The 25,920-nt window shown below is 53.9% G+C and carries 25 protein-coding genes; 20 read left to right on the top strand and 5 right to left on the bottom strand.

Going from position 1 to position 25,920, the window contains the following annotated elements:
• Window positions 1–14: 14 nt before the first annotated feature.
• From FHW66_RS11255 to FHW66_RS11240, 4 genes are all read right to left on the bottom strand, one after another.
• Window positions 15–809 (bottom strand): BPSS1780 family membrane protein, encoded by a 795-nt coding sequence (locus tag FHW66_RS11255; protein WP_183379879.1) that lies wholly within the window; start codon window positions 807–809, stop codon window positions 15–17.
• Between the two features lie 2 nt (window positions 810–811).
• On the bottom strand, window positions 812–1,768 hold the full coding sequence (locus FHW66_RS11250; RefSeq protein ID WP_183379878.1) for a homoserine kinase: 957 nt from the start codon (window positions 1,766–1,768) through the stop codon (window positions 812–814).
• Window positions 1,769–1,869: 101 nt separating this feature from the next.
• Window positions 1,870–2,280: a DUF2782 domain-containing protein gene (locus FHW66_RS11245; protein ID WP_183379877.1), complete on the bottom strand. Its 411-nt coding sequence runs from the start codon at window positions 2,278–2,280 to the stop codon at window positions 1,870–1,872.
• Window positions 2,281–2,471: 191 nt separating this feature from the next.
• A complete protein-coding gene (locus FHW66_RS11240; RefSeq protein ID WP_183379876.1) occupies window positions 2,472–3,224 on the bottom strand; it encodes a TIGR00730 family Rossman fold protein in 753 nt (250 codons plus the stop codon).
• On the opposite strand from FHW66_RS11240, the gene polA reads away from it, so the two are divergent.
• The 14 genes from polA to FHW66_RS11170 all read left to right on the top strand — a co-directional run bounded on the left by polA (window position 3,225) and on the right by FHW66_RS11170 (window position 18,454).
• Window positions 3,225–5,999: a DNA polymerase I gene (gene polA / locus FHW66_RS11235; RefSeq protein ID WP_183379875.1), complete on the top strand. Its 2,775-nt coding sequence runs from the start codon at window positions 3,225–3,227 to the stop codon at window positions 5,997–5,999.
• A gap of 66 nt (window positions 6,000–6,065) precedes the next feature.
• Window positions 6,066–6,950: a dienelactone hydrolase family protein gene (locus FHW66_RS11230; RefSeq protein WP_183379874.1), complete on the top strand. Its 885-nt coding sequence runs from the start codon at window positions 6,066–6,068 to the stop codon at window positions 6,948–6,950.
• Between the two features lie 288 nt (window positions 6,951–7,238).
• A complete protein-coding gene (locus FHW66_RS11225; RefSeq protein WP_183379873.1) occupies window positions 7,239–8,336 on the top strand; it encodes a PDR/VanB family oxidoreductase in 1,098 nt (365 codons plus the stop codon).
• Window positions 8,337–8,402: 66 nt separating this feature from the next.
• On the top strand, window positions 8,403–9,392 hold the full coding sequence (locus FHW66_RS11220) for an ABC transporter substrate-binding protein (protein ID WP_183379872.1): 990 nt from the start codon (window positions 8,403–8,405) through the stop codon (window positions 9,390–9,392).
• A 107-nt stretch (window positions 9,393–9,499) separates the two neighbouring features.
• A complete protein-coding gene (locus FHW66_RS11215; RefSeq protein WP_183379871.1) occupies window positions 9,500–10,558 on the top strand; it encodes an aromatic ring-hydroxylating dioxygenase subunit alpha in 1,059 nt (352 codons plus the stop codon).
• Window positions 10,545–11,429, top strand: coding sequence for an ABC transporter ATP-binding protein (locus tag FHW66_RS11210; RefSeq protein ID WP_183379870.1), 885 nt, complete (start codon window positions 10,545–10,547; stop codon window positions 11,427–11,429). The genes FHW66_RS11215 and FHW66_RS11210 overlap by 14 nt, the downstream gene beginning before the upstream one ends.
• Window positions 11,410–12,201: an ABC transporter permease gene (locus tag FHW66_RS11205; RefSeq protein WP_183379869.1), complete on the top strand. Its 792-nt coding sequence runs from the start codon at window positions 11,410–11,412 to the stop codon at window positions 12,199–12,201. Before FHW66_RS11210 ends, FHW66_RS11205 begins: the two co-directional genes overlap by 20 nt.
• A gap of 5 nt (window positions 12,202–12,206) precedes the next feature.
• Window positions 12,207–13,631, top strand: coding sequence for an amidohydrolase family protein (locus FHW66_RS11200; RefSeq protein ID WP_183379915.1), 1,425 nt, complete (start codon window positions 12,207–12,209; stop codon window positions 13,629–13,631).
• Between the two features lie 85 nt (window positions 13,632–13,716).
• Complete coding sequence (locus FHW66_RS11195; RefSeq protein WP_183379868.1) at window positions 13,717–14,409, top strand: YqgE/AlgH family protein; 693 nt, start codon at window positions 13,717–13,719, stop codon at window positions 14,407–14,409.
• 21 nt (window positions 14,410–14,430) lie between these two features.
• Window positions 14,431–14,823, top strand: a complete 393-nt coding sequence (gene ruvX / locus FHW66_RS11190) for a Holliday junction resolvase RuvX (protein WP_183379867.1) — start codon at window positions 14,431–14,433, stop codon at window positions 14,821–14,823.
• Window positions 14,810–15,328, top strand: a complete 519-nt coding sequence (gene pyrR / locus FHW66_RS11185; protein WP_183379866.1) for a bifunctional pyr operon transcriptional regulator/uracil phosphoribosyltransferase PyrR — start codon at window positions 14,810–14,812, stop codon at window positions 15,326–15,328. Before ruvX ends, pyrR begins: the two co-directional genes overlap by 14 nt.
• A complete protein-coding gene (locus FHW66_RS11180; protein WP_183379865.1) occupies window positions 15,321–16,280 on the top strand; it encodes an aspartate carbamoyltransferase catalytic subunit in 960 nt (319 codons plus the stop codon). Before pyrR ends, FHW66_RS11180 begins: the two co-directional genes overlap by 8 nt.
• A gap of 63 nt (window positions 16,281–16,343) precedes the next feature.
• The gene (locus FHW66_RS11175) at window positions 16,344–17,624 is read left to right on the top strand and encodes a dihydroorotase (RefSeq protein WP_183379864.1); all 1,281 of its coding nucleotides are present in this window, start codon (window positions 16,344–16,346) and stop codon (window positions 17,622–17,624) included.
• A 14-nt stretch (window positions 17,625–17,638) separates the two neighbouring features.
• The gene (locus FHW66_RS11170) at window positions 17,639–18,454 is read left to right on the top strand and encodes a 1-acyl-sn-glycerol-3-phosphate acyltransferase (protein WP_183379863.1); all 816 of its coding nucleotides are present in this window, start codon (window positions 17,639–17,641) and stop codon (window positions 18,452–18,454) included.
• On the opposite strand, the gene FHW66_RS11165 is transcribed toward FHW66_RS11170, so the two are convergent.
• The gene (locus tag FHW66_RS11165) at window positions 18,384–19,202 is read right to left on the bottom strand and encodes a symmetrical bis(5'-nucleosyl)-tetraphosphatase (RefSeq protein ID WP_183379862.1); all 819 of its coding nucleotides are present in this window, start codon (window positions 19,200–19,202) and stop codon (window positions 18,384–18,386) included. The two genes, FHW66_RS11170 and FHW66_RS11165, sit on opposite strands and share 71 nt — an antisense overlap.
• Before the next feature lie 214 nt (window positions 19,203–19,416).
• Between FHW66_RS11165 and FHW66_RS11160 the strand changes: the two genes are divergently transcribed.
• The 6 genes from FHW66_RS11160 (at window position 19,417) to FHW66_RS11135 (ending at window position 25,912) form a co-directional block, all read left to right on the top strand.
• Window positions 19,417–19,860: a 4-amino-4-deoxy-L-arabinose-phospho-UDP flippase gene (locus tag FHW66_RS11160; RefSeq protein WP_255458927.1), complete on the top strand. Its 444-nt coding sequence runs from the start codon at window positions 19,417–19,419 to the stop codon at window positions 19,858–19,860.
• 52 nt (window positions 19,861–19,912) lie between these two features.
• A complete protein-coding gene (locus FHW66_RS11155) occupies window positions 19,913–20,878 on the top strand; it encodes a glycosyltransferase family 2 protein (RefSeq protein WP_183379861.1) in 966 nt (321 codons plus the stop codon).
• A gap of 121 nt (window positions 20,879–20,999) precedes the next feature.
• Window positions 21,000–22,754 (top strand): glycosyltransferase family 39 protein, encoded by a 1,755-nt coding sequence (locus FHW66_RS11150; RefSeq protein ID WP_183379860.1) that lies wholly within the window; start codon window positions 21,000–21,002, stop codon window positions 22,752–22,754.
• Between the two features lie 161 nt (window positions 22,755–22,915).
• Window positions 22,916–23,815 (top strand): glucose-1-phosphate thymidylyltransferase RfbA, encoded by a 900-nt coding sequence (gene rfbA / locus FHW66_RS11145; RefSeq protein WP_183379859.1) that lies wholly within the window; start codon window positions 22,916–22,918, stop codon window positions 23,813–23,815.
• A 50-nt stretch (window positions 23,816–23,865) separates the two neighbouring features.
• Window positions 23,866–24,951: a GDP-mannose 4,6-dehydratase gene (gene gmd, locus FHW66_RS11140; RefSeq protein ID WP_183379858.1), complete on the top strand. Its 1,086-nt coding sequence runs from the start codon at window positions 23,866–23,868 to the stop codon at window positions 24,949–24,951.
• 7 nt (window positions 24,952–24,958) lie between these two features.
• Complete coding sequence (locus FHW66_RS11135) at window positions 24,959–25,912, top strand: GDP-L-fucose synthase (RefSeq protein ID WP_304607811.1); 954 nt, start codon at window positions 24,959–24,961, stop codon at window positions 25,910–25,912.
• The last annotated feature ends 8 nt before the right edge of the window (window positions 25,913–25,920 follow it).

The following is a 25,920-nucleotide window of genomic DNA, read 5'->3' as shown; positions in this document are numbered from 1 at the left end:
CGGACTTGGCGGTATCAGCCGGCTTGGTCCTCGTGCGCTGTAGATTCTGCGTCGGTTGCCGGCTGATCAAAGACGGCAGTGTAATTCGGATAGAAAGAGCAATATATGACGACGGTCAATATTATCGATAATGGCACCAGAATAAACACGATAATCGACGTGTTATTGAACAGCAAAGCGACGATGGTGCCGAAAATTGCCGGCAAGATAACGCCGATCTGCAGCAAGCTGAGTGCATAGACCAGAAAAGCCTTGCCGCTGCGTCGTACTGCAAAGAAACTATAAAACATGGCCTTGCCTAAAGGCATCTCTTGCCAGAACATCAACGGCGCAGCAAACCAGAATGCCATGGCGGCAGGAATATAGACCAGCGCTGCCACCAGCATGCCAAAGCCCATGCTACCGCCCTCCAGCTCCTGGATATCCAGACCGCCTTGAAACATGACGCGCCAGAACGCCCCGCCATCGACCAGACGCGACAATCCCATCGCAGCGTAGGCAGCGATCGCGTAAAACACGCCCAGCAACAGAAGCGAGCGCAGCGCCGGTGAGCGCCAGCCGACCAGTAGCAGATTGGGATAAACCCGCTTGCCTTGTGCGATGTACCGACTGGCCTGCATGAAAGATAAGCTGAAGACCGGCATCAGTATCAGTGGTAGCAATTGACCGACCACTGGGATAACGCCCAGCAGCAGCATCAGGAACATGTATCCAAGAAACAGGGTAGAAAGCTCTGCCGGTTGTTTCCGGAATAGCGCGAAGCCTTCCTTGATCCAGAGCCAGCCAGTTTTTGCGGGCAGATTTTGCATGGTCAGTTCAATGGCAGATTGGCGCTGTGGACGCGCAATCGCAGAATGCGTTCAAAGTGGGTCGGATCGTGCGGTGTCAGCATTTCGGCTGCGCGCGGCAAGTAGAAATCGTACAGACGAGATACCCAGAAACGCAAGGCCGCAGCGCGCAAAGTCGGATTCCATGCCTGGCGCTCGCTATCGGTCAGTGGGCGTACCCGTTGATAGGCGTCGAGCATGGCATGCATGCGGACGTCATCGATCACGCCGGTGGCAAGGTCAATGCACCAGTCATTGACCGTCACGGCCAGATCAAACAGCCAGGTATCACAACCTGCGAAGTAGAAATCGAAGAAGCCGGTCAGGCGTTCACCGACAAACATGGCATTGTCGCGGAACAGGTCTGCATGCACTGGCCCATGCGGCAGCGTGGCATACAGTGGCGAGGCGGCGAAGGCTTCCTGGACTTGTAGCTCATCACGCAGCAACGTCTGGGTAGCCGCATCCAGATAGGGAAGCACAACAGGCACAGTCTCGCGCCACCACGACAGACCGCGCAGATTAGGCTGGTACAGCGCAAAGTCTTGCGCGGCCAGATGCATGCGCGCCTGCATGGCACCCACCTCGGCGCAGTGCACTGCTTGCGGCTGGGGCTCATATTTACCCTCCAGCTTGGTCACGATGGAGGCTGGCTTGCCATTGAGTGCATTGATGATGCTGCCGGCCTGATTGGGAATCGGCGCAGGGACCAGCACCTGGCGCTGCGCCAGATGGCGCATCAGTTCCAGATAGAAAGGAAGTTGCTCGAAGTTCAGTTTTTCAAACAGCGTCAGGACGTATTCGCCGCTTTCGGTCGTGATGAAAAAATTGCTGTTCTCGATACCGGATGAAATGCCCTTGATCGCCAGGGCTTTGCCGAGCGAAAACTGGGTGATCCAGGCGGAGAGTTCGTCGAGGCTGACCGGAGTAAAAACTGCCATGTGCTGAAGTGAGTGAAAACAATAAAAGCCCGGATAGGAGCAATTCCTAGTAGCTGGTTGCTACATCATCCGGGCGATAGAAATGAACTTTGCTGCCGCGATTACTTGTTGTCGCTGCTATTTTGCTGCGGTGCCTTGCTGCCACCCCAGTCAAATTCCTTGATGACCCACTGAGCGGGCGTTGCCGGACCGCTTTGAGCATCGCCTGGCAAGGCGGTACCAACTTGTTGTGTCGGCTTCAGATAATAGGTGCTGGGGCCTGACTGCACCTTGACTTCGGTGGTCTGGCCATGATCACGGCGCTCGGTTACGCTATTGCCGGTGCTCGGCGCGTCACCCTGCTTCTTGATGGTCACTGCCGGTGGCGGACCTTCTTCCAGCACTTCCAGTTCCGGCGGCGGTGGTGCTACAGCCGGTGCATTCTGTTGTGCCAGTGCCAGCGAGGAGACCAGGCTGGTGGCCGCCAAGGCTGCCAGCAAAGCGGCTTTGAGCCCGACTTGTGCTTGGTTCATGATGATTCTTCTATAGAAGTTGAACAGGATGCCAGCATTGTAACAAACCGCCCCCTGTTACAGAGAGAAGAAGCAAAGAGATCCAAGAAAGGGAGTCGACAAGAAGAACCAGTCAAGGCAGTCAAGGGGGACTGCGTGCATCAGCGGATACAGGGTGGCGGGGTCGGTGATTGCCACCGACCCACGCACCATCAGAGATACATGCCGGTCTGGCGTGCGCTGTCTGGTTCGTCGTCAGGATCGGCCGGTTTGGCGCGCTCAGCGTAGAAACGCTGGATCGCAACGACCACTTCGGCCGGATCATCGATAACCTGCAGCAGGTTGACGTCCTTGGCCGAAATCATACCGTCGTCGACCAGTTGCGTGCGGATCCAGTCCATCAGGCCCGCCCAGAACTTGCTGCCAACCAGAATCACCGGCATCAGACGCGATTTACCGGTTTGCATCAGCGTCAATGCTTCGGTCAGTTCATCGAGCGTGCCAAAGCCGCCTGGCAACACCACATAGGCGTCGGCGTATTTCACGAAGGCGACCTTGCGGGCAAAGAAATGACGGAATGACAAGGAGATGTCTTGCCACGGATTGCCATGCTGCTCATGGGGCAGTTCGATGTTCAAGCCAACCGATGGGGATGCACCGTCGAAAGCGCCTTTGTTGGCTGCTTCCATGATGCCGGGGCCGCCACCGGAGATGACCGCATAACCTGCGTCTGACAGGCGTCGGGCGATATCCACACACAGTCCATAATGTGGATCATCAGGTTTGGTACGGGCGGAACCAAAGATGGAAACTGCCGGGCGCAGTTCGGACAGACGCTCGGTGGACTCGATAAATTCTGCCATAATCGTGAGTACATGCCATGACTCGCGTGCCTTCTTGGCGGTGGCGCGATCGATGTCGCCAACCTCCCGCAGCCGCGGTACATTTTTTCCTCTAGTTTCCATATGCAAAAAACCCTGTTGTTAGTTGATGGTTCCAGTTACCTCTATCGCGCGTTTCATGCCTTGCCCGATATGCGTAACGCAGAAGGTGCACCTACTGGTGCCTTGTACGGGATCATCAATATGTTGCGCCGACTGCGCAATGATTATCCCGCAAGTTACATCGCTTGTGTATTTGATGCCAAGGGAAAAACCTTTCGCGATGACTTGTATGACGAGTACAAGGCGACCCGTAAATCCATGCCGGAAGATCTGGCGTTACAGATCGAGCCGATTCATGCTGCCGTGCGTGCATTGGGCTGGCCAATTTTAATGGTCGAAGGCGTTGAGGCCGATGATGTCATCGGTACCCTCGGTGTGCGTGCTGCCGAAGTTGGGCTCAAGACCATCGTCTCCACCGGTGACAAGGATCTGGCGCAACTGGTCAATGAGCACGTGACGCTGGTCAATACGATGAGCAATGAAACCCTCGATCGTGCGGCCGTGATTGCCAAGTTCGGTGTGCCGCCCGAGCGCATCATTGATTATCTGAGTCTGGTGGGCGATACCGTGGACAATGTTCCCGGTGTCGAGAAGTGCGGTCCCAAGACGGCCGTCAAATGGCTCACCCAATACGACAGTCTCGATGGCGTGATAGCCAATGCTGACAAAATCAGCGGCGTGGTTGGCGAGAACCTGCGCCGCGCTTTGCCGTGGCTGCCGCAGGCACGTGCGCTGGTGACGGTGAAGACTGATTGCGATCTGTCAGCGCATATGGGAACGATCCTTGACTCATTGCCCGTGCAAGCGCAGGACAACGATACGCTGCGCACGCTGTTCGCACGTTACAACTTCCGTACCTGGCTGCGTGAACTGGATGCCGCAGCTAGCAGTGATACGCCAGCAGTGGCGGCAAATACCAGCGCCCAGAGTGAACCGGCGCCATCCGCAGCGCCACCACAGGGCGGTCTGTTTGATAGCACGGCGCATATCGTGACCGAGTATGAAACGGTGCTCACCGAAGCACAGCTGGATGCATGGCTGAACACGATCAATACCGCTGAACTGACCGCGGTGGATACGGAAACGACTTCGCTCATTCCGCTTCAGGCACAACTGGTTGGCATCTCGCTATGCTGTACACCAGGACGTGCGGCCTATATTCCTGTCGCACACAATTATCAGGATATGCCCGCGCAATTGTCGCGTGATCTGGTTCTGGCAAAGCTCAAGCCATGGCTGGAAGATGCCAGTAAAGCCAAGCTCGGTCAGAATCTCAAATACGACAGTCATATTTTCGGCAATCATGGCGTGCAGCTGCGCGGCATCGTGCATGACACCTTGTTGCAGTCTTATGTGTTTGAGTCGCATCGAACGCATGATATGGATAGCCTCGCGCTACGTCATCTCAATCGCACCACCATCAGCTATACCGACGTGTGCGGCAAAGGCGCGTCGCAGATCGGTTTCGAACAAGTCGAGATTGTGCGTGCGACCGAGTACGCTGCAGAAGACGCCGACGTGACATTGGCGTTACATCATGCGATGTGGCCACAGGTGGCGGAGGATGCCAAGCTGCGTTTCATCTATGAAAATATTGAAGTGCCAACTTCGGTCGTGCTGCAAAAAATTGAACGCAACGGGGTACTTGTTGATGCAGATATCCTTGCAGTGCAGTCCGGTGAGCTAGGCAAGCGCATGCTGGAAATTGAACAGCAAGCCTATGCGCTGGCCGAGCAACCGTTCAATTTGAATTCCCCGAAACAGCTGGGCGAGATCCTGTTTGACAAGCTCAAGCTGCCGGTGGTCAAGAAGACGCCATCTGGCACGCCATCCACCGATGAAGAAGTCTTGCAGAAGCTGGCCGAAGATTACCCTTTGCCCAAGGTTCTGCTCGATTACCGCGGTCTGGCAAAACTGAAGTCAACCTACACCGACAAGTTACCGAAGATGGTTGATCCGACGACCGGTCGGGTGCATACCAACTATGCGCAGGCGGTGGCGGTCACCGGGCGACTATCCTCGAACGACCCCAATCTGCAAAACATTCCGATTCGCACTGCTGAGGGCCGTCGTATTCGTGAAGCCTTCATTGCGCCGCCGGGCCGCGTAATTGTGTCGGCGGACTATTCGCAGATCGAGTTGCGCATCATGGCGCACATTTCTGAAGACGCCAACATGCTCAAGGCCTTTGCCGATGGCGAAGATATTCACCGTGCCACCGCTGCTGAAATTTTCGGCGTCGCGCTGGGCGAGGTCACTAGCGAGCAGCGCCGCTTTGCCAAGGTCATCAACTTTGGTTTGATCTATGGCATGAGCGCCTTTGGTTTGGCCGGCAATCTCGGGATTGAACGTGCCGCTGCGCAGATGTATATCGACAAGTACTTTCAGCGTTTTTCCGGCGTCAAGCAGTTCATGGATAACACGCGTCTGGAGGCCAAGTCGCAGGGCTATGTTGAGACGGTCTTTGGACGTCGACTGTGGCTGCCAGAAATCAACTCACCCAACGGTCCGCGTCGTCAGGGCGCAGAGCGCGCGGCGATCAATGCACCGATGCAGGGTACTGCCGCCGATCTGATCAAGCTGGCCATGATTGCCGTTCAGGACTGGCTGGAGCGGGATGGTCTGGGTAGCAAGATGATCATGCAGGTGCATGACGAACTGGTGCTGGAAGTGCCGGAAGCAGAGCTTGATCTGGTGCGCCAGAAACTGCCGGAACTGATGAGCAAGGTCGCGCAATTGAAGGTTCCCTTGCTGGCTGAGGTCGGTACCGGCAAGAACTGGGATGAGGCACATTGAGCGGTCACCAACTGCAGGTTTCTTCTGTCTAGGTTAAATTGACGGCTTTCAACGAGGGAGATGGTGATGGAAGATTTGAAGAACGATATCAACGGTCTGCTTGGCTCTACCACTCTTCTTGAAGGGAGTTCGCGCCGGACTTTCATCAAGACTGCCTTTGGTACTGGCTTCGCCGCTGCCGTGCTGCCGGTGTGTGCACAAACCATAATCAAGACCGATACCGTCGGCCTGACCGCTGGCGAGGTCAGCATCATGGTCAACGGTACGCGTGTGCCGGCCTATCGGGCACAACCTGAGGGCAAGACCAATTTGCCGATCATGATCGTGCTGTCGGAAATTTTTGGCGTGCACGAGCATATTGCCGATGTGGCACGCCGTTTCGCTAAACTCGGCTATCTGGCGATTGCACCGGACCTGTTTGTGCGCCAGGGTAATCCGGCAATTTATCCCACCATCGCTGAACTGAATCAGGCCATCATTTCCAAGGTGCCAGATGAGCAGGTGATTGGCGACATTGACGCCTACGTAGCCTGGGCCAAGGACAACCATGGCAATCCCCACAAGCTGGGTCTCAATGGTTTTTGCTGGGGCGGTCGCTTCGTCTGGCTGTATAGCGCGCACAATCCGAAGGTGAAGGCGGGTGTCGCCTGGTATGGTCGTATCGTTGGCGACAAGAATGCATTGATGCCGCAGAATCCAATCGATATTGCACCTGGCTTGAAAGTGCCGGTACTGGGCTTGTACGGTGGTAAGGACCCCAGCATTCCAGTGCAGACACTGGCGCAGATGGAAGAGGTATTCAAGAAGACCGGGAATCCATCGACCTTTGTGGTCTACCCGCATTCCGGACATGCCTTCAATGCCGATTACCGCGCAAGTTATGTCGAAGCCGATGCCAAGGACGGCTGGAAGCGGGCGGTCGCCTGGTTCAAGGCGCATGGTGTCGTGTGAGATGCACCGGGGTGCCATTTTTTTGGGCACCGTGTGCAGAGTTGTAAAGTAGTTGCACCAGTTTGGTGTCGATGTGTGCGGGAAGGGGCTGGGGAGTATCCCTTTTCTTCCCGTAACACCGGAATTAATATAGCAATCACCGTGATGTTGATCTTGGCACGCTGATTGCTTAATCTAAAAATGAGTAGAAGCGGCTAGCCGTCGATCTGCAATTTATCGACTGTGGGGCATTGCTCGTGACGCTACCGGATCAGACCGGTAGTTCCTGATATTGATGGGACACGACCAATGTTGACACTCACCGCTTCCAGTACTGCTTTCAGTTCCGCTATTAACGCCGACTCCTCCAGTCCAGCGCGTTCTTCCCCGATTCCTTCCGTTGTACCTTCTTTTGTGCCTTCACCTGGTCGTCTAAGACTGTCCTTGCAGGTCTCGACCATCCGCGAAGATGGTCACCTGATTCGCGTCATCGAACTGCGTGCCAATTCTCGCCAGCGTTTGCCGGACTGGTCTCCAGGGGCACATGTGCAGCTCCTCTTACCCAATGGACTCAGCCGTTGTTACTCACTCTGCAATGCCCCTGATGAGGACGACGTCTATCGTATTGCCGTCAAGCGTGAACTCAATTCCCGCGGTGGCTCCGACTGGTTGCACACACACCTGCATGTCGGCGACCGGCTCACGCTGATGGCGCCGGTCAATTTCTTTCCATTGCAAGAGAGCGTGCATACGCCGGTGTTGTTTGCGGCTGGCATTGGTATCACGCCAATCTATTCCATGGCCGCAGCACTGGCGGCACGCGGCCAAGCGTCAGAGCTTCATTACTTCGCCCGTAGCGCCGGTCATGCGACTTTGCTGGGGCCGCTGTCGCAAACACCCATGGCGTCACATTGTCACTATTACTTCGGCCTCGATACTGGTGATATCGAAGTACGGCTGCTGGCCACGCTGCAGTCACTGAGCGTGGTGACGCCACTGTACGTCTGTGGTCCTGCGCCCTTTATTGCCTTGCTGCGCACGCAGGCAAACCAGCTTGGCTGGCGTGACGAGGATATCCATTTCGAACTGTTCGGTGCATCGCCTGTAAAACCAGAGACCCCGCAAGAGAAAATCGTTGATGGCAGTTTTGAACTGATCCTCCAGCGCTCGGGTGTGTATTGCCGCGTGGCGCCGGGACAAAGCATCGTCGCTGCTGCAGCAACCGCTGGCGTGCATATCGGAACCTCTTGTGGCGAAGGTTTTTGCGGCAGTTGTCAAAGCCGTGTCATCGCTGGTGAGGTTGACCATCGTGACAGTGTGCTGACGGCGGCCCAGCGTGCCAGTCATCAACTGCTGATGCCGTGCGTTTCGCGCTGTGCTGGCGAACGACTGGTGCTGGATCTGTAGCTGAATCTGAATCTTTAACAACTACCTGTTCATTCTCTGTTGTACCCACCCACTGAAAGGAAGGCCATGAGCAAGCGAATGACCCTGATCCGACTCGGCGCAGCATTGTTTGGCGCATTGAGCATACAGACAGCAATGACAGCACACGCACAAGATAAAGTGACCTTGTTGAGTAACTGGTACGCCCAGGCGGAGCACGGTGGTTTTTATCAAGCCGTGGCCAAAGGGATTTATAAAAAATATGGGCTCGATGTGACCATCAAGATGGGTGGCCCGCAGGTCAACAATATGCAGATCCTGCTGGCCGGGCAGGCTGACTTCAGCATGGGTTACGACTTCACGGTACTCAAGGGCGTGGAGCAGGGCTTGCCGCTGGTCACGGTTGGGACTTCGTTTCAGTCTGACCTGCAGGGCATGATGACCCATGCGGATGTCAGTGGTCTGGGCGCACTGAAGAACAAGACCATTCTAGTTGCAGGTTCGGGCCAGTCCAGCTGGTGGCCGTGGCTCAAGGCCAAGTACGGCTATACCGATGCGCAGAGCAAGCCGTATACCTTCAATCTGCAACCATTCTTCGCCGACCCCAACATTGTGCAGCAAGCTTATCCCTCGTCCGAGCTGTATCAGGCCGAAAAATCTGGCAGCAAGGCCAAGTTTTTCCTGTTTGCACAAGACGGTTATCCACCGTATGGCACCACCATTATCACTTTGCAGAAAACCATTGCCAGCAAGCCTGATCTGGTGAAGCGCTTTGTCAAAGCTACAGCTGAAGGCTGGAAAAGTTATCTGGAAGACCCTGCACCAGCGAACGCGCTGATCCGCCAGGACAACAAGGACATGACGGATGACCAACTGGCTTATGCGCTCAAGAAGCTGAAAGAACTGAAAGTCGTCACCGGCGGTGATGCGGCCACGCAAGGTATCGGCATCATGACCGACGAGCGCTGGAAGAAGACCTACGAAACCATGGTCGCTACCGGCTTGCTCAAGGCGGATGTCGATTATCACAAAGCTTATACGACACAGTTCGTCAAGGACATGCACGTCATGCCATGAGGCTGTGAAGGCATGCCTGTCCGGAAATGCGGGCAACAAGTTTGGCAGAACCCGGCGAAGGCGACCATGATGGCGCGCCGGCCGGTTGTTGTTCAAGGAGTGACACCATGTTGGTGACAAAACAAAAAGTATTGCGCAAGTTCTGGTACGCCGTCATGCCCATCTCGCATCTGGAAGAGGGCCCCAGGCCGTTCACCCTGCTTGGTGAAAATATCGTGGTCTGGCTCAAGGCACCGGGGCAACCGGCAGCCTTGCGCGACCGCTGCTGTCATCGTACGGCCAAGCTGTCCAAAGGCTTTGTGGAAAATGGCAATATCGTCTGCGGTTATCACGGCTGGACCTTTGATTGCAGCGGCAGCTGTGTGCGGGTGCCGCAAAATCCCGATGGGGCGGTGCCCAACGGTGCCATGGTGCAATCCTATTATTGTCAGGAGCGCTATGGCTATGTCTGGGTCGCTCTGGAAAAGCCGCTGCGTGATATTCCTTTCTTCCCGGAGGAAACCACGCCAGGCTACCGGCGCATCTTCCAGTTCTACGAGCGCTGGAACACCAGTGCGTTGCGCATGATGGAGAACTCTTTCGATAACTCTCATTTCAGCTACGTGCACCGCGCTACCTTTGGTCTCTACGATCAGCCCAAGCCAGAGAAATACGACATTCAGGAAACCGACTACGGTTTTGAAGCCGAGACACTGGTGCCGATCAAGAACGTCCCCGCCAGTTACCGCGTTACCGGCACTACCGCCGATACCACGATGCGGCACATGTTCAATCGATGGTATCTGCCATTCTCGCGGCGCTTCGGTTGTCAGTACCCGGAATCGGGACGGCATCACATCATCTATAACTGCGCCACACCGATTGATGATGGCTCCATCATGTTGGCGCAATGGCTGTATCGCAACGATAGCGAAGACGAGTGCAGCAGCGCCGAACTGATTGCCTGGGATGCGCCGATTCTGGTGGAAGACCGCGAAATTCTGGAAGCCACCGATCCGGATGCCTGCATTGATGTGCAGCGTCAGCAAGAGTTTCACATGGCGTCGGACCGGCCGGGGCTGATCATGCGTCGCATGCTCTTGCAGTTGCTTCAAGAGCATGGCGAGACGGAGGTTTTTGGCAGCAATATACAAGTACCGAGAGAGGCAGACCATGATGAAACGTGATGATCAGGCCATCGCCAGAATGACGCAGATGGCACAGCTCATGGCAGCCGAGGCTGCCACCGCCGACCCGGACGCCGTCCTCAATGCATTGCGGGTCGAAAAAACCTACCGTAATGGCACGCGTGCTCTGGACGAGGTCAGACTGACGATCAAGCGCGGCGAGTTTGTTTCTCTGCTGGGACCATCCGGCTGTGGCAAGAGCACCTTGCTGAAGATGTTCGCCGGACTGGAAGAGCCCTCGCACGGCCACATTCGCTGGTGGGGTAAAAATCTGGCAACGATTGGTACTGAGGGGCATACGCTGGCGATGGTGTTTCAGGAGGCGACGCTGATGCCGTGGGCCTCGGTCGAGCAAAACGTGCGCCTGCCGCTGGACTTGCAGCACATGCCGCGTGCCGAGAGTGAGCAACGGGTCCGGGATGCCTTGAAGCTGGTTGGTCTGGAGCGTTTTCACCAAGCTGCACCACGTGAATTGTCCGGTGGCATGCAGATGCGTGCCTCGATTGCGCGGGCGCTGGCAACGCAACCGAATCTTTTACTGATGGATGAGCCCTTCGGGGCCCTTGATGAATTCACCCGCAACAAGCTTGATGCTGATTTGCGGCGGATCTGGAGCGAGCAGGATCTGACGGTCGTGTTTGTCACCCATAGTATCTACGAGGCGGTGTATTTATCGAGTCGGGTAGTGGTGATGGCAGCTCGTCCGGGGCGGATCATTGCGGATGTGCCGATTGAGGCACCCGGTGCCGGTGGCATGCGTGATGATGCCTTCCGCATGACGCCTGAATTCATGGGGTACTGCAAGATACTCTCCGATTATCTGACACTAGCCAATCGGGAAGGAGGCGCACATGACGCCCTTGATCACTAATCCACGCTTCCTGCAGATTGCCGCGCCGCTGACCATTGGTGCCATGCTGCTGCTTGCCTGGCAACTGATCTGCACCGTCTTTGAGGTGCCGGTTTATCTGGTGCCATCGCCATTGGTCATTGCCAAGACTTTGGTTGCTGACTGGAGCATGCTGTTCGATGCGCTACTGATGACGCTGCAGATTACCTTTCTGGCATTCGCGCTGGCAGTCGTGCTGGGCGTTGCGGTGGCCTTTGTGTTTGTGCAGAGCCGCTTCATCGAGGTCAGTCTGTTTCCCTACGCGATCATTTTGCAGGTCACACCGATTGTGGCGATTGCGCCCTTGATCATTATCTGGGTCAAACAGCCGCTGCTGGCCTTGGTGATCTGCGCCACCATCATGGCGGTATTTCCGATCATCTCCAACACAACGTTGGGACTGCGCAGTGTCAATCCTGGCTTGCTCAACCTGTTTCGGCTGAACAAGGCCTCGCGCTGGCAGACCTTATGCCGCTTGCGCATTCCCAGTGCCTTGCCGTATTTCTTTGGTGGCTTGCGCATCGCCAGTGGTCTGGCGCTGATCGGTGCAGTGGTGGCAGAGTTCGTGGCAGGCACCGGCGGCACCAGTACCGGGCTGGCCTACCAGATTCTGCAAGCAGGATTCCAGCTGAATATCCCGCGTTTGTTTGCCGCATTGTTCCTCATTACCGTGACTGGCATTGTGCTGTTTCTGGGCATGATGATCCTGTCGCGATTGGCGCTATCGAGCTGGCATGAGAGTGAGATGAATTAATCATGATGACTACCCCAACTTCCTTCCTGATCCGCCATCTGGATGCCGTCATGACAGGCATGTCTGGGACCCACGCGCGTCACGCCGGATCTGCCATCCGCGTCACCGGCGGTGTGATCACGGCAATGGGTAACCTGACACCGTTACCCGGTGAAGCGCAGGTCGATGCCAGCGGCTGTGTCGCCTATCCATCGTGGGTCAACACCCATCATCACTTGTTTCAGTCCATACTCAAGGGCGATCCGGCAGGCATCAATGCTTCACTTACCCCATGGTTGGCAGCCACGCCTTATCGTTATCGGGCGCGCTTTGACGACAAACTGTTTCGGCTGGCTGTGCGCATCGGCTTGATCGAGCTGATGCGTTCCGGCTGCACCACGGTGGCCGACCACAATTATCTGTATTACCCCGGCATGCCCTACGACACTTCTGCAATCCTGTTTGAGGAGGCGCAGGCGCTCGGTGTGCGCTTTGTCTTGTGCCGCGGCGGTGCCACCCGCACGCGTCAGCTGGAGGCGGAATTGCCGACCGCACTGCGTCCCGAAACCATGGACGATTATCTGCGCGATATGGAGCGATTGATCCAGCGCTATCACGATCCTGCACCGGATGCGATGCGCCGTGTGGTGCTGGCCCCGACGACACCCCTGTATTCGGCCAGCCCCGAAGAACTGCGCACCATGGCGGCCTTCGCACGTCGCCACGGCGTGCGTTTGCACAGCCATTTGTCGGAGACTGTCGGCTATCAGGAGACGGCACGCAAGGTGCATCAATGTTCGCCGGTCGAGTTTGCCGAGCGCTGTAACTGGTTAGGTCGGGATGTCTGGTTCGCGCATCTGGTCAAGCTGGACCCGGAGGAGATTGCGTTACTCGGCCGCACCGGCACCGGCATTGCCCATTGTCCGCAAAGCAACGGCCGGCTCGGCAGTGGGATTGCGCCGTTGCCAGAGCTGGAACGGGCCGGTGTGCCGATTTCCATCGGCGTCGATGGTGCTGCCTCCAATGAAGCCGCCGACATGATCTCCGAAACTCATGCCGCCTGGTTAATGCAGCGAGCGCGTAAAGGGCAGCAGGCCTTGCCTGATTACGCTGGTGGTCAATTCGAAGGTGGTGCCGATGCCGCCACGGTCGAGGATGTGGTGCGCTGGGGTAGCAGTGGTGGTGCCCGGGTCTTGGGATTGGGCGGGATTGGTACATTGCAGATTGGACAACAGGCCGATATTGCCCTGTATCGGCTGGATGATCCGCGTTACTTCGGGCTGCATGACCCTGCGCTGGGCCCGGTGGTCAGCGCCGGCCGGCCGTTTTTGAAGGCGCTGTATGTGGCAGGCCAGAGTGTGGTTGCAGACGACACGATCCCCGGGCTGGATCTGGCGGAACTGGGCGCGCAGGCGCGCGCAGCGACCCGGCAGCTGCTCAATGCAGACTGAATGCGGGTTAACTACTGACTGGAGGCCGAGCGGCAGCGGTGCAGGGACGGTGACTGGCTAGGGGAAGCCTCGTAAAAATGCTAGAATGTCGTCCATGATCAAGCGACGTTTTGCTCCCCCCGAACCAGTCTCAGACGAGTCTGCCGACCCGACCATTGCTGCTGCAGTCAAGGAAGACTCAGCTCCGATGGCACCCTTGTCACTGGACCTGACCGATCATTTCCTGATTGCAATGCCCTCCATGCTCGACCCGATCTTTGGTGGCACCGTCGTGTATCTGTGCGAACACAATCAGAACGGTGCCCTCGGTGTGGTGATCAACAAGCCGACCGACATGACCATGGATGTCTTGTTTGATCGCATCAATCTCAAACTGGAAATCATTCATGACATGCCCTCGGCAGCGCCGCCGGTGTATCGCAGCCCGGTGATGTTTGGTGGCCCGGTGCAAGTCGAGCGTGGCTTTGTGCTTCATAGCGCCCTAGAAAAATTTTCGTCCACACTGAAGGTGACAGACGGTATTTCTCTGACCACCTCCAAGGACATTCTGGAAGCCGTGGCCCATGGTGACGGCCCGGAACAGGTGCTCGTCAGCCTCGGTTGTGCCGGCTGGAGCGCAGGTCAGCTGGAAGGTGAACTGGGACGTAATGGCTGGCTGACGGTCAAGGCTGATCCCGCGATTATCTTCGAGTTACCGGTAGAACAACGATTCAACGCCGCACTGGCGCTGCTGGGAATTGATCCAGTGATGCTCAGCGGCGATTTCGGCACAGCCTGAGAACGTGTTCTGAGCGCACTTATGGAAACACTACTGGCCTTCGACTTCGGCTTAAAGCGCATTGGTGTCGCGATTGGCAATACGTTGCTGCGACAAGCACAGCCGCTGACCATCATCAGCGCCGCCACCAATGATGCCAAGTTTGCCGAGCTCGGCAAACTGATTGCCGAGTGGGCGCCGAAGCGCTGTATCGTTGGCTTGCCCAGTCATCCGGATGGTGCTGAACACGAGATGACGGTGCGCTGCCGTCGCTTTGCCAACCAGTTGCAGGGGCGCTTTGGCGTCGCCACGGTACTGGTCGATGAACGCTACTCCTCAGCAGTGATCAACCAGCGTCGCGGTGAGCTTATCGATGCCGAAGCCGCCGCCATTATTTTGCAGCAATATTTTGACGACATCCATGAGCACAACTAACACCACGCCGGCACTTGATGCCGAAGCGCTGTACAGCAAGCTGGCGCAGCAGGTCAAAGCAGGTTTGCAGGGCGTTGAGCAGGTCGCCATCGTCGGCATCCATTCTGGTGGTGCCTGGCTGGCCGAACGTCTGGCTGCCGAATTGCAATTGAACGACCGCCTCGGATTTGTCGACGTCTCTTTCTATCGCGATGATTTTGCCGAGAAAGGCTTACATGCGGATGTCAAACCAAGCCAGATTGGTTTTGATGTCGAAGGTGCCACCATCCTGCTGGTCGATGATGTGCTCTACACCGGACGTACCACGCGCGCGGCGATCAATGAGCTGTTTGACTACGGTCGTCCGGCGCGCATTCTGCTGGCGGCGCTGGTAGACCGTGGTGGTCGTGAGCTGCCGATTGCGGCGGACTTTCTGGCCGAAACGATCACACTGGACGATCCATTTTCACTACAACTGCAACGCGCCGATGACGGCCGATTTTCCCTGACGGTGGTCCATGCATAATCCACAACTGAACAAGAACGGCGAACTGCAACACTTGCTGACCATTGAAGGTCTGCCCAAAGCCATCATCACCCATATTCTTGATACCGCCTCCTCGTTCGTCAGCATTGGTGACCGCGAAGTCAAGAAGGTGCCATTGATGCGCGGCAAGAGCGTCTTCAATCTGTTTTTCGAAAACTCTACTCGCACCCGTACCACCTTCGAGATTGCCTCCAAGCGTTTGTCGGCCGACGTGATCAATCTCAACATTTCTGCTTCCAGCGCCAGCAAGGGCGAATCCCTGCTCGACACCATCGACAATCTGGCAGCCATGCATGCCGACATGTTCGTGGTGCGTCATGCGCAATCTGGCGCGCCTTACCTGATTGCCAAGCATCTGATCGATACCAAGCAGTCGCACGTGCACGTAGTCAATGCCGGTGATGGTCGTCACGCGCACCCGACACAGGGTTTGCTGGACATGTACACGATTCGTCACTACAAGCAGGACTTCACCAAGCTGCGCGTGGCCATTGTGGGCGACATTCTGCACAGCCGGGTAGCACGTTCCGACATCCATGCGCTAACCACCTTGGGCGTGCCGGAAGTGCGGGCGATTGGTCCACGGACCTTGTTGCCGACCGGTCTTGAACAAATGGGTGTACGCGTCTTCCACAACATGGAAGAGGGCTTGAAGGACGTTGATGTCATCATCATGCTGCGCTTGCAAAACGAACGTATGAGCGGTGCCTTGCTACCTTCAGCACAAGAGTTTTTCAAGAGCTATGGCCTCACACCGGAGCGTCTGGCGCTGGCTAAGCCGGATGCCATCGTGATGCATCCCGGACCGATGAACCGAGGTGTCGAGATTGACTCTGCGGTAGCGGATGGCACGCAGGCAGTGATCCTGCCGCAGGTGACTTTTGGGATTGCGGTACGGATGGCGGTCATGAGTATCGTCGCTGGTAATTAATCGCTGTATCAGACCGAATCAACGAACTGAATCAACAGACGCGAACAAGAGTGGAATAAGCGCATGAAACTGCACATCAAGAACGGCCGACTGATCGACCCAGCCAATCATATCGACGCGCAACAGGACGTCTTCATTGCTGCCGGCAAAATCGTGGGCATTGGCCAGCCGCCAGCGGACTTCACTGCCAACAAGACCATCGATGCCAGCGGTTTGGTGGTGGCGCCTGGTCTGGTTGATCTCAGTGCGCGGCTGCGGGAACCTGGCTACGAATACAAAGCGACACTGGAATCCGAAATGCAGGCTGCCATGCAAGGCGGTGTTACCAGTCTGCTGTGCCCGCCGGACACCGATCCGGTACTGGATGAGCCAGGCCTGGTCGAGATGCTCAAGCACCGCGCCAAGTCCCTCAATCAAGCCCACGTTTATCCGTTGGGCGCGTTGACTGTTGGTCTCAAAGGGAAAGCGCTGACCGAAATGGCAGAGTTGACCGACGCCGGCTGTATCGGCTTCGCGCAAGCCGATGAGCCGATCCTTGACACGACGGTGTTGTTGAGTGCCTTGCAATATGCAAAGACCTTCGATTACACCGTCTGGCTGCGCCCGCAGGATCCGCATCTGGGGCGCAATGGTATCGCCCACAGCGGACCTGCGGCCTCCCGTATGGGGCTGTCGGGTGTGCCGGTGATGTCGGAGACGATTGCGCTCTACACCATCTTCGAGCTGGTGCGTTCGACCGGTGCCCGCGTGCACCTGTGCCGTATGTCGTCAGCAGCGGGTCTGGAGCTGGTACGCGCTGCCAAGCGCGAAGGCTTGCCGATCACCTGTGATGTTGGCGCGCACCACATCCATCTGTCAGATATGGATATCGGCTTCTTTGATTCCAATGCCCGTATCAACCCGCCATTCCGCTCCCAACGCGACCGCGATGCGATTCGTGCCGCGCTGGCAGATGGCACCATCGACGCGATTTGCTCCGACCATACACCGGTCGACGATGACGAAAAACTGCTACCCTTCGGCGAAGCATCACCCGGTGCAACCGGTCTGGAGTTATTGCTGTCGCTGTCGCTCAAATGGGCTGAGCAGACTGGTGCCGTCAATGCACTCAGTCAGGCGGTTGCCAAGGTATCCAGTGATGCTGCACGCGTCGCCGGTCTGGCAGCTGGCTCGCTGAAGATCGGCGATGTTGCTGATATCTGTATTTTTGATCCAGCGACACAATGGAAGGTAGAAGCCAAGGCGCTGGCCAGCCAGGGTAAACACACGCCGTTCCTCGGTTATGAGCTCAATGGTCAGGTCAAGACGACCATTGTTGCCGGCCATATTGCTTTCGAACGCTAAGCGAGTCACTGAAGATGCTTTTTTTCCGTGCATTGCGCCTGATGGTGCATTTATTCCGAGGCATGGCGATCTGCGCCTTCATTTTTCCGCTGATTGATGCAGCAGGACGGGAAGGACATGTACGCCGCTGGTCGCGGCAGTTGCTGGGCATTTGCGGGATTCAGGTCGTGGTACGTCAAGGCTCAGGTGTCACAGAGCCCTTGCCGCCACGCGCATTGATTGTTGCCAACCATGTTTCCTGGCTGGATATCTTCGTGGTCAATGCGATGCAGCCATGCCGCTTTGTCGCCAAGTCCGATATCCGTAGCTGGCCATTTATCGGCTGGCTGTGCGCCAAAACCGGCACTATTTTCATTTCCCGTGGCAAAGCCAGCGATGTCAGACGGATTTTTCAAGGCTTGGTCACCAGCATCAAGGCTGGTGAGCGCGTAGCCTTCTTCCCGGAAGGCACAACCGCAGCGCAAGGGAAACTGCTGCCATTTCACGCCAATTTGTTTGAAGCGGCCATTGATGCAGCCGTGCCGGTGCAGCCCTATGCCCTGCGTTATCTGGATGCAGAGGGCAAATACCATACGGCGGCTGATTTCATTGGTGACATGACCATCGTCGGCAGCATCGCAGCGATTCTGTCGGCGCGTGCAATGACGGCGGAATTGACGCAATTGCCGTCAATCCCCACAACGGGCGCGCATCGGCGCGAGTTAGCCGTGATTGCCCGTAAGGTGATTGCCGAAGGTCTTGGATACGTGCCGGAAGATCTTATTCAATCTGCTGCGCCTGCGGGCACGACACCTGCAGCAATTCCCGGTCCTCAAGCCGCACCGCAGTAAGCTTGCCGCCCCAGACGCAGCCTGTATCGAGACCGATCAGATTCGGGCGCAGGGTCAGTCCCAACGAGGCCCAGTGACCGAACACGCAAGTGACATCGGTGGTTTTCCTCTCTGGCATATCAAACCAGGGAACATAACCTGGAGGTGCAGCCTCCAGTCCCTCCTTGATCGTGAAGTCAATCCCCCCATCGGGCGTGCAGAAGCGCAAGCGGGTCAGCGTGTTGACAATGCAGCGCAGGCGATCATGGCCTTGCAAGTCATCACGCCAGTGCGCTGGTTCATTACCGTACATGTGCCGAAGAAACTCCACCCAATCCGGCCCGCGCAGCACGGTTTCCACTTCATGCGCCAGCGCCATCGTCTGTTCTGCTGTCCATTCAGGCAATATCCCGGCATGAAATAGCAGGTGCCCATGCTCCAGAAGGGCCAGCGGGCGATGCCTCACCCAGTCCAGCAATTCCTCGCGATCCGGTGCATGAAGAATATCGTCTAGGGTATCCGTGCGATGTTGTTTTCGTATCCCCTGGGATACGGCGAGCAAATGTAAGTCATGATTCCCAAGAACCGCCTTGGCGCGGTCGCCGAGTGCGCGTAGCTGACGGAGGGTTTCCAGCGATTGTGGGCCGCGATTGACCAGATCGCCGACGAAGAGCAATTGGGCGTTTGGTTCGGTTTGATTGATAAGGCTGAGCAGGTTTTGAAGCTGCTGGCCGCAACCCTGAAGGTCGCCGATAGCGTAGGTTGGCATCAAAATAACAATTCTGTTTCATAGAAATAAAAATTATCTCTTAAAAACCGGAGTTTAAAAGAACTCCCTGGGTCGATCTAAGCCGATGCATTGTATGTCGCATTCGTCATTTATCGAGTGGTTTCTAGTATAAAATTCCCCCTGACAAGACCCAGATGCAGCTTTGGTATCCAGAGTCACTTGGATTCTGGCTCTGTTGGGACACAGATGATCAATGCTCGTCCCACGTGTTTCAGCCGTAAGTCATCCGCGCAGTCCTCATTTGATGTGTGTCTTTTTCACCCTGCGGGGTTGTTTATTTACAGGATCTATTGTGGTGCTAGTTTACTTGGTTGCTTTTTGTTGTGTGGTAGGGCTCTCTGTCGGGCAAATTTTGTTCAAAGTAAGTTCCGCGGCGATGGTGTCGAGCGGTTCTTTTTTTTCGCCGAAAGCTTTGCTGCCGTTGTTCATTGCCATGTGTCTGTATGGCGTGATTACCTTGGTATGGGTATGGGTTTTACAGAGAGTCGAATTGGGCCGTGTCTATCCATTAATGGCGCTCGCATTTGTTCTGGTGCCGTTGGGAACGCATTTTATTTTTAATGAGCGCTTTCATACACAGTACTTTGTCGGTGTCGGCGTCATTATCGTTGGAATAGTGATTGCGATCCGGTCGTAATCTCCCTCACCTCTTCGTTCGTCATCATATTTTTTGATTGCCCAGACTATTTATGAGTAACGTAATCTCGCCCGCCGTGGCGGTGGTTATTCCATCCTACAAAGTTAAGTCGCACGTGCTCGCCGTGATAGGTGCTATTGGCAAAGAAGTTTGCAGAATCTATGTGGTCGACGATCATTGCCCTGAGGGCAGTGGCTCGCATGTCGAGCAAAATTGCACTGATGAACGAGTCTGTGTGCTCTACCACGAAGTAAATCAAGGTGTTGGTGGCGCTGTGGTTACCGGTTACAAACAGGCGATTCAGGACGAGATGGATATTGTGGTGAAGGTTGATGGTGATGGGCAGATGGACCCATCAAGTATCCCCCGCTTTATCAGGCGAATAGTCGATGGGCAAGCTGACTATACCAAAGGCAATCGATTTTTCGATATTGCTGGTCTTGCGGATATGCCGCCAGTGAGGCTATTCGGTAATGCCTGCTTGTCTTTTGTCAGTAAAGTATCCAGCGGATACTGGAATATCATGGATCCGACGAACGGATACACCGCAATTCATGTCAATATTTTGCGTAATTTGCCCTTGGACAAAATAGACAAGCGTTATTTTTTTGAAAGCGATATGTTATTTCGACTGGGGATTTTGCGCGCGGTCGTCCATGATGTACCGCTTGTCTCGACTTATGGCCTCGAGGAAAGCAACTTGAATGTAGTGAAGGTTGCATTTGAATTTCCAAAAAAATACATCAGCTGTTTCTTCAAGCGTATTTTTTATAATTACTTTTTGCGTAATTTCAATGTCGGAAGTATTGAGTTGTTAGGTGGGAGTTTGCTGTTTGTGAGTGGCTTGATATACGGACTCGTAAAGTGGCATGAGGCATATATTTCTGGTGTGCCAACGGCCACAGGAACAATCATGTTGGCAATGCTCCCCATATTGCTGGGGTTCCAACTCCTTCTGGCTGCCCTTAACTATGATGTGTCGAGTGTACCTGTAAGCCCGATGCATGAGTTGCTGTAGGCGGCGTTAAGCTTAAAAATACCTACTCGTTTTTGCAGTAGAAAAAATAGTATCAAGTGTAAAAATAATTATAAGTGTCTGCAGATCAATATTGATTGCATGCTGAAAACTAGGGGCTGTAATGTACCGATTTCAAAGTAACAAATTTGTAATTCGATATGCTTTGTTGCTTGTCATTATCGGTATATATCTCCAGCATGCCTGGAAATTCATCCATTTGCCGATTCCTCCCGACGCGGAAATTACTTATATTCCGCTGGCAAAAAAATTGATTGAGCAAGGGTGGCGGTTTTTTTTATCCTCGGACTCAATTCAGGTAGGCCCCGCAATCTACTCATGGTTTGCTATTTTTGGCGCTGATGATTACACGATCAGATACGCAAACATCTTGAGTGGTTGCATCATGGTGTTGCTTGCCTATGGTATCGCTCGTCGCATGCATTCGATTGTCGCGGGCATTTTGGCGGCATTATTGTTTGCTGCATCGCCGTTGATTGTCTCGTGGATCCCCCGCTCATTATCGGAAACGCCGTTTTTCCTGTTTACCTTAATGTGGATATGGGCTCTTGGTGAAGTTATTGCCTTCAAACGCTGGGCTATACCGGTCGCTGCAATAGCACTTTCAATATCGATTTTACTTCGACCGGTGTGGTTATATCCGGTGATTCTGTTACTGGTAGCTTTATCATTTTCCTTTCTCTTTAGTCCGAAGTCTCGAGCTGTGGTCGGGAAGGTATTTTGGGTTCATATACTTGCGCTATTGTTGCCGGGCCTGTTTGTCGTGAAAAATTTGCTTTTGTTTGGGACGCCCAATATCGCCGAAGGTGGCGGAGGCGCTCTGTACTATGGCACTAATTTGCTTACTGGCGGATTTGAGCCGCCCTTGCTCGGAATGAATTACCAGGGATTGACAAGGTCTATCTTTACCGTTGCCGGCAATCATGACTATGGAATAGTAGCCGCAGAATTTTTAAAGCATAGGTCGTTTTCTGGGTTGCTGGAGTGGTTTTTCCGAAAAATATCCTGGGTGACATTCTTTACTCCTTTAGAGGCGAGCGCGAGAATGTCCTGGTTCAGAGTTGTCGAACTGGCAATGGCAGTGACAGCGGTCGCGTGGGGCTTCCGCGCAAAGCGACTTTTAGTCATTCTTGTGGGCGCTGGTATTTTGCTGCAAGTGCTGCAAACCGCACTCGTTCTTTACAATATTCGTTATAGCGTAGGCAATGTTGAGTTGCTGCTGGTCCCGCTTGCGGCGGTTGGTATCGCACTCATGTTTGAGCGGACCAAGGGCGACCAGGGAAATGCTTACACGGCGCCTGGGACGTGGATTAATCGACACGTTGATAGGGCAACAGGTATTGTCCTTCTGTGTGCATTTATATCTATGTTTTATCTACGAGTCATCCCTCGTATCGGCGAGTCTCCTGATATTCCAGTGCGCATATTATTTGAAAAATTCTTTGGTAAAAGTGATGTTTCTGCTGCTTTCGTTCAAGATGCAGGCAAAAAAATATCGCGATTTACATTGGATATTCCCTCGCTGGATGTATCTAGAAAAGGTGGTAACTTGCTTTGGCAAGTTAGTCTGATGCCAGCTTCGTCCGTGACTGAAAATAAAGCGTGCAAGCAGGCGTCCATATCTTATCTACCCAATGGAATGGCACCTCGTATCCCAGTCGATTTCTCATTTGTTGGTAATGGCGACTATGCTTTTGGTACGGCGTATGATCATTCAATACTATTGCCTGATACGCCTGGGAAGCTAGTCATTGAAGTGAAATGCTTTTTAGCCTCGGGAATCGCTGTACGAAAAATAGCATTTGTCGAGTCAACATTGACTGAAGTATATGAGCCTTATCGTAAGCCCGTTCAATAAGTAGCATTTACATGCGGATAAACTAGCAAGTCCATTTATTTGATTGGCAGGTTATGAATGCAGACTGATTGTATTTATATTATGTGCCTTTTTAAATTTGACCACTATTGAACTAATTTTAGTTTATTCTTCGGCAAAAAACGGTGAGCAAAGGTTTAAAAATGACCGCAACTTTAAAGTCCCGACGCAAAGGAATTATTCTCGCAGGAGGCTCTGGAACGCGACTCTATCCTGTTACCCTAGCTGTTTCGAAGCAACTGCTGCCGGTGCATGACAAGCCGATGATTTATTACCCTTTGACAACGTTAATGTTGGCAGGGATTCGTGAAATTCTAATTATTTCCACTCCGACTGACTTACCTCATTTCAAACGTTTGCTTGGAAACGGCAGTCAGTGGGGATTGGAAATTAGTTATGCAGAACAACCATCACCTGATGGTTTGGCGCAAGCGTTCACCATCGGTAGAGAGTTTGTCGATGGCCATCCTTCAGCCCTGATTCTGGGCGACAATATTTATTACGGAAATGAATTTGAATCGCAATTGAAAGTAGCGGATGCCCAAAAAGAAGGGGCGTATGTATTTGCCTATTACGTCAACGATCCGGAACGATATGGCGTGATTGATTTTGATGAGCAGCGCCGAGTCATCAGCATTGAAGAGAAACCGGTCCATCCGAAATCGAATTATGCCGTTACTGGCTTATATTTTTATGATGAGTTGGTCTGCGATATCGCTACCCACATCAAGCCCTCTGCGCGCGGCGAATTGGAAATTACTGACATCAATCGCGTCTATCTGGAGATGGGGAAGTTAAATGTTGAATTGATGGGGCGTGGTATGGCATGGCTCGATACAGGAACACATGATTCCTTGTCAGATGCTGGCCAGTTCATCGCAACCATCGAGAACCGTCAGGGGCTGAAAATTGCTTGCCCAGAAGAGATTGCGTTTCGTAAAAAATATATTACCTCTGAGCAGCTTGAGGCATTGGCTCAGCCATACAGCAAGAACAAATACGGGCAATATCTGATGCGCTTATTGAATGCCAAAATGTTTTGAGCAACATCAGCAAACCTGTTTTTATCTACTAGCAGAACCTGGGAAATGTAATGAATAAAGTTGCACTGATCACTGGCGTCACCGGACAGGATGGCGCATATCTTGCGGAGCTCCTTCTGAATAAGGGCTACGAAGTCCATGGTGTAAAACGTCGTACGTCACTGATCAACACTGATCGTATTGACCACTTGTACCAAGACCCGCATGAGCAAAATCTCCGATTCAGGTTGCACCACGGAGACCTTACTGATTCGACAAGTCTGATTCGTATTATTCAGCAGGTACAGCCTGACGAAATCTACAATCTAGCAGCACAAAGCCATGTTGCGGTGTCATTTGAAGAGCCCGAATACACGGCAAATTCAGACGCGCTCGGAACCTTGCGTATTCTTGAGGCGATTCGTATTCTTGGCTTGGAAAAGAAAACCCGCTTCTATCAGGCATCGACGTCTGAGTTGTATGGTTTGGTGCAAGAAGTCCCGCAAAAAGAGAGCACGCCGTTCTATCCGCGTAGTCCATACGCCGTTGCAAAATTGTACGCCTACTGGATCACCGTCAACTATCGGGAAGCCTATGGCATCTATGCATGCAATGGCATCCTTTTCAATCACGAAAGTCCTATTCGTGGCGAGACTTTTGTGACGCGCAAGATTACACGCGCGTTGGCGCGTATCAAACTTGGCTTGCAGGAATGTGTTTATTTAGGAAACCTGGATGCCAAGCGCGATTGGGGACATGCGCGCGATTATGTTGAGATGCAATGGTTGATGCTGCAGCAGGAAAAGCCGGAAGATTTTGTCATCGCCACAGGCGTCCAATATAGTGTCCGGGATTTCATCAATCTGGCTGCCCAAGAGATTGGCATTAGCGTTCGTTGGGAAGGGCAAGGCGAGAACGAGAAGGGTTACGACGCCAATGGTAAATGTATCGTCGCGGTTGATCCGCGCTACTTCCGTCCGACAGAGGTGGAAAGTTTGTTGGGCGATGCCAGCAAGGCGAAGCAGAAACTGGGATGGACGCCCAAGACAACTTTCACTGAGTTGGTTGTCGAGATGATGCGCGAGGATTTGAAGTCGGCGGAGCGTGATGAGCTTGTCAAGCGCCACGGCTATGCAGTTATGGATCGGCGGGAGTGAGTGCATGATGAGCGCACTGTCTAGAGACGCTAAAATTTTTGTCGCGGGTCACCGTGGCATGGTGGGTTCTGCCATCGTCAGACGTTTGCAGGCCGGTGGGTACACCAATATTCTGACTCGCACGCATGGTGAACTCGATTTGCTGGACCAGGCAAAGGTGCAGGAATTCCTGTCCGTTCAGAAACCTGATTATATTTTTCTGGCCGCAGCCAAAGTCGGAGGGATACACGCCAATAACACTTATCGTGCCGATTTCATTTACCAAAACCTGCTGATGGAGGCCAATGTGATTGGTGCTGCCCATCAGGCAGGAATCAGGGATTTGATGTTCCTTGGTTCGTCGTGTATCTACCCCCGGGATTGTCCACAACCGATCAAAGAAGAGTATTTGTTGACCGGACCGCTGGAACAGACAAACGAGCCATACGCAATCGCAAAAATTGCCGGCGTGAAATTATGTGAATCTTATAATCGTCAATTTGGTACGCGTTACGTTTCTGTGATGCCGACCAATTTATACGGACCGAACGACAATTACGATTTGAATAACAGCCACGTGTTGCCTGCATTGCTGCGAAAGGCGCATGAAGCCAAGCTCCGAGGCGATCGGAAACTAGTAGTGTGGGGTTCGGGCAAGCCAATGCGCGAATTTCTTTATGTCGATGATATGGCCGATGCATGCGTTTTCATGATGGAGAACGCTATCGGTACTGGCTTGTTCAATGTAGGGACAGGTACTGATGTGACTATTTGTGAGTTAGCCGAATCGATTATGAGTGTAGTCGGATTTGATGGTGTCATCGAATTCGATAGTAGTAAGCCTGATGGTACGCCCCGGAAGTTGCTTGACGTATCGCAATTGGAGAACAGGGGCTGGCGTGCTAGCACTTCGCTTATTGACGGGCTAAAAAAGACGTTTGCCAATTATTTGGCATCAAATGCTGCGGGCGTCCCCAATTGAATGAATGC

The sequence above is a fragment of the Herbaspirillum sp. Sphag64 genome, assembly GCF_014192645.1.
Taxonomy (GTDB): Bacteria; Pseudomonadota; Gammaproteobacteria; order Burkholderiales; family Burkholderiaceae_D; genus Herbaspirillum.
Note: the sequence above shows the minus strand (reverse complement) of the source record. Positions and strands in the feature narration are given on the sequence as shown.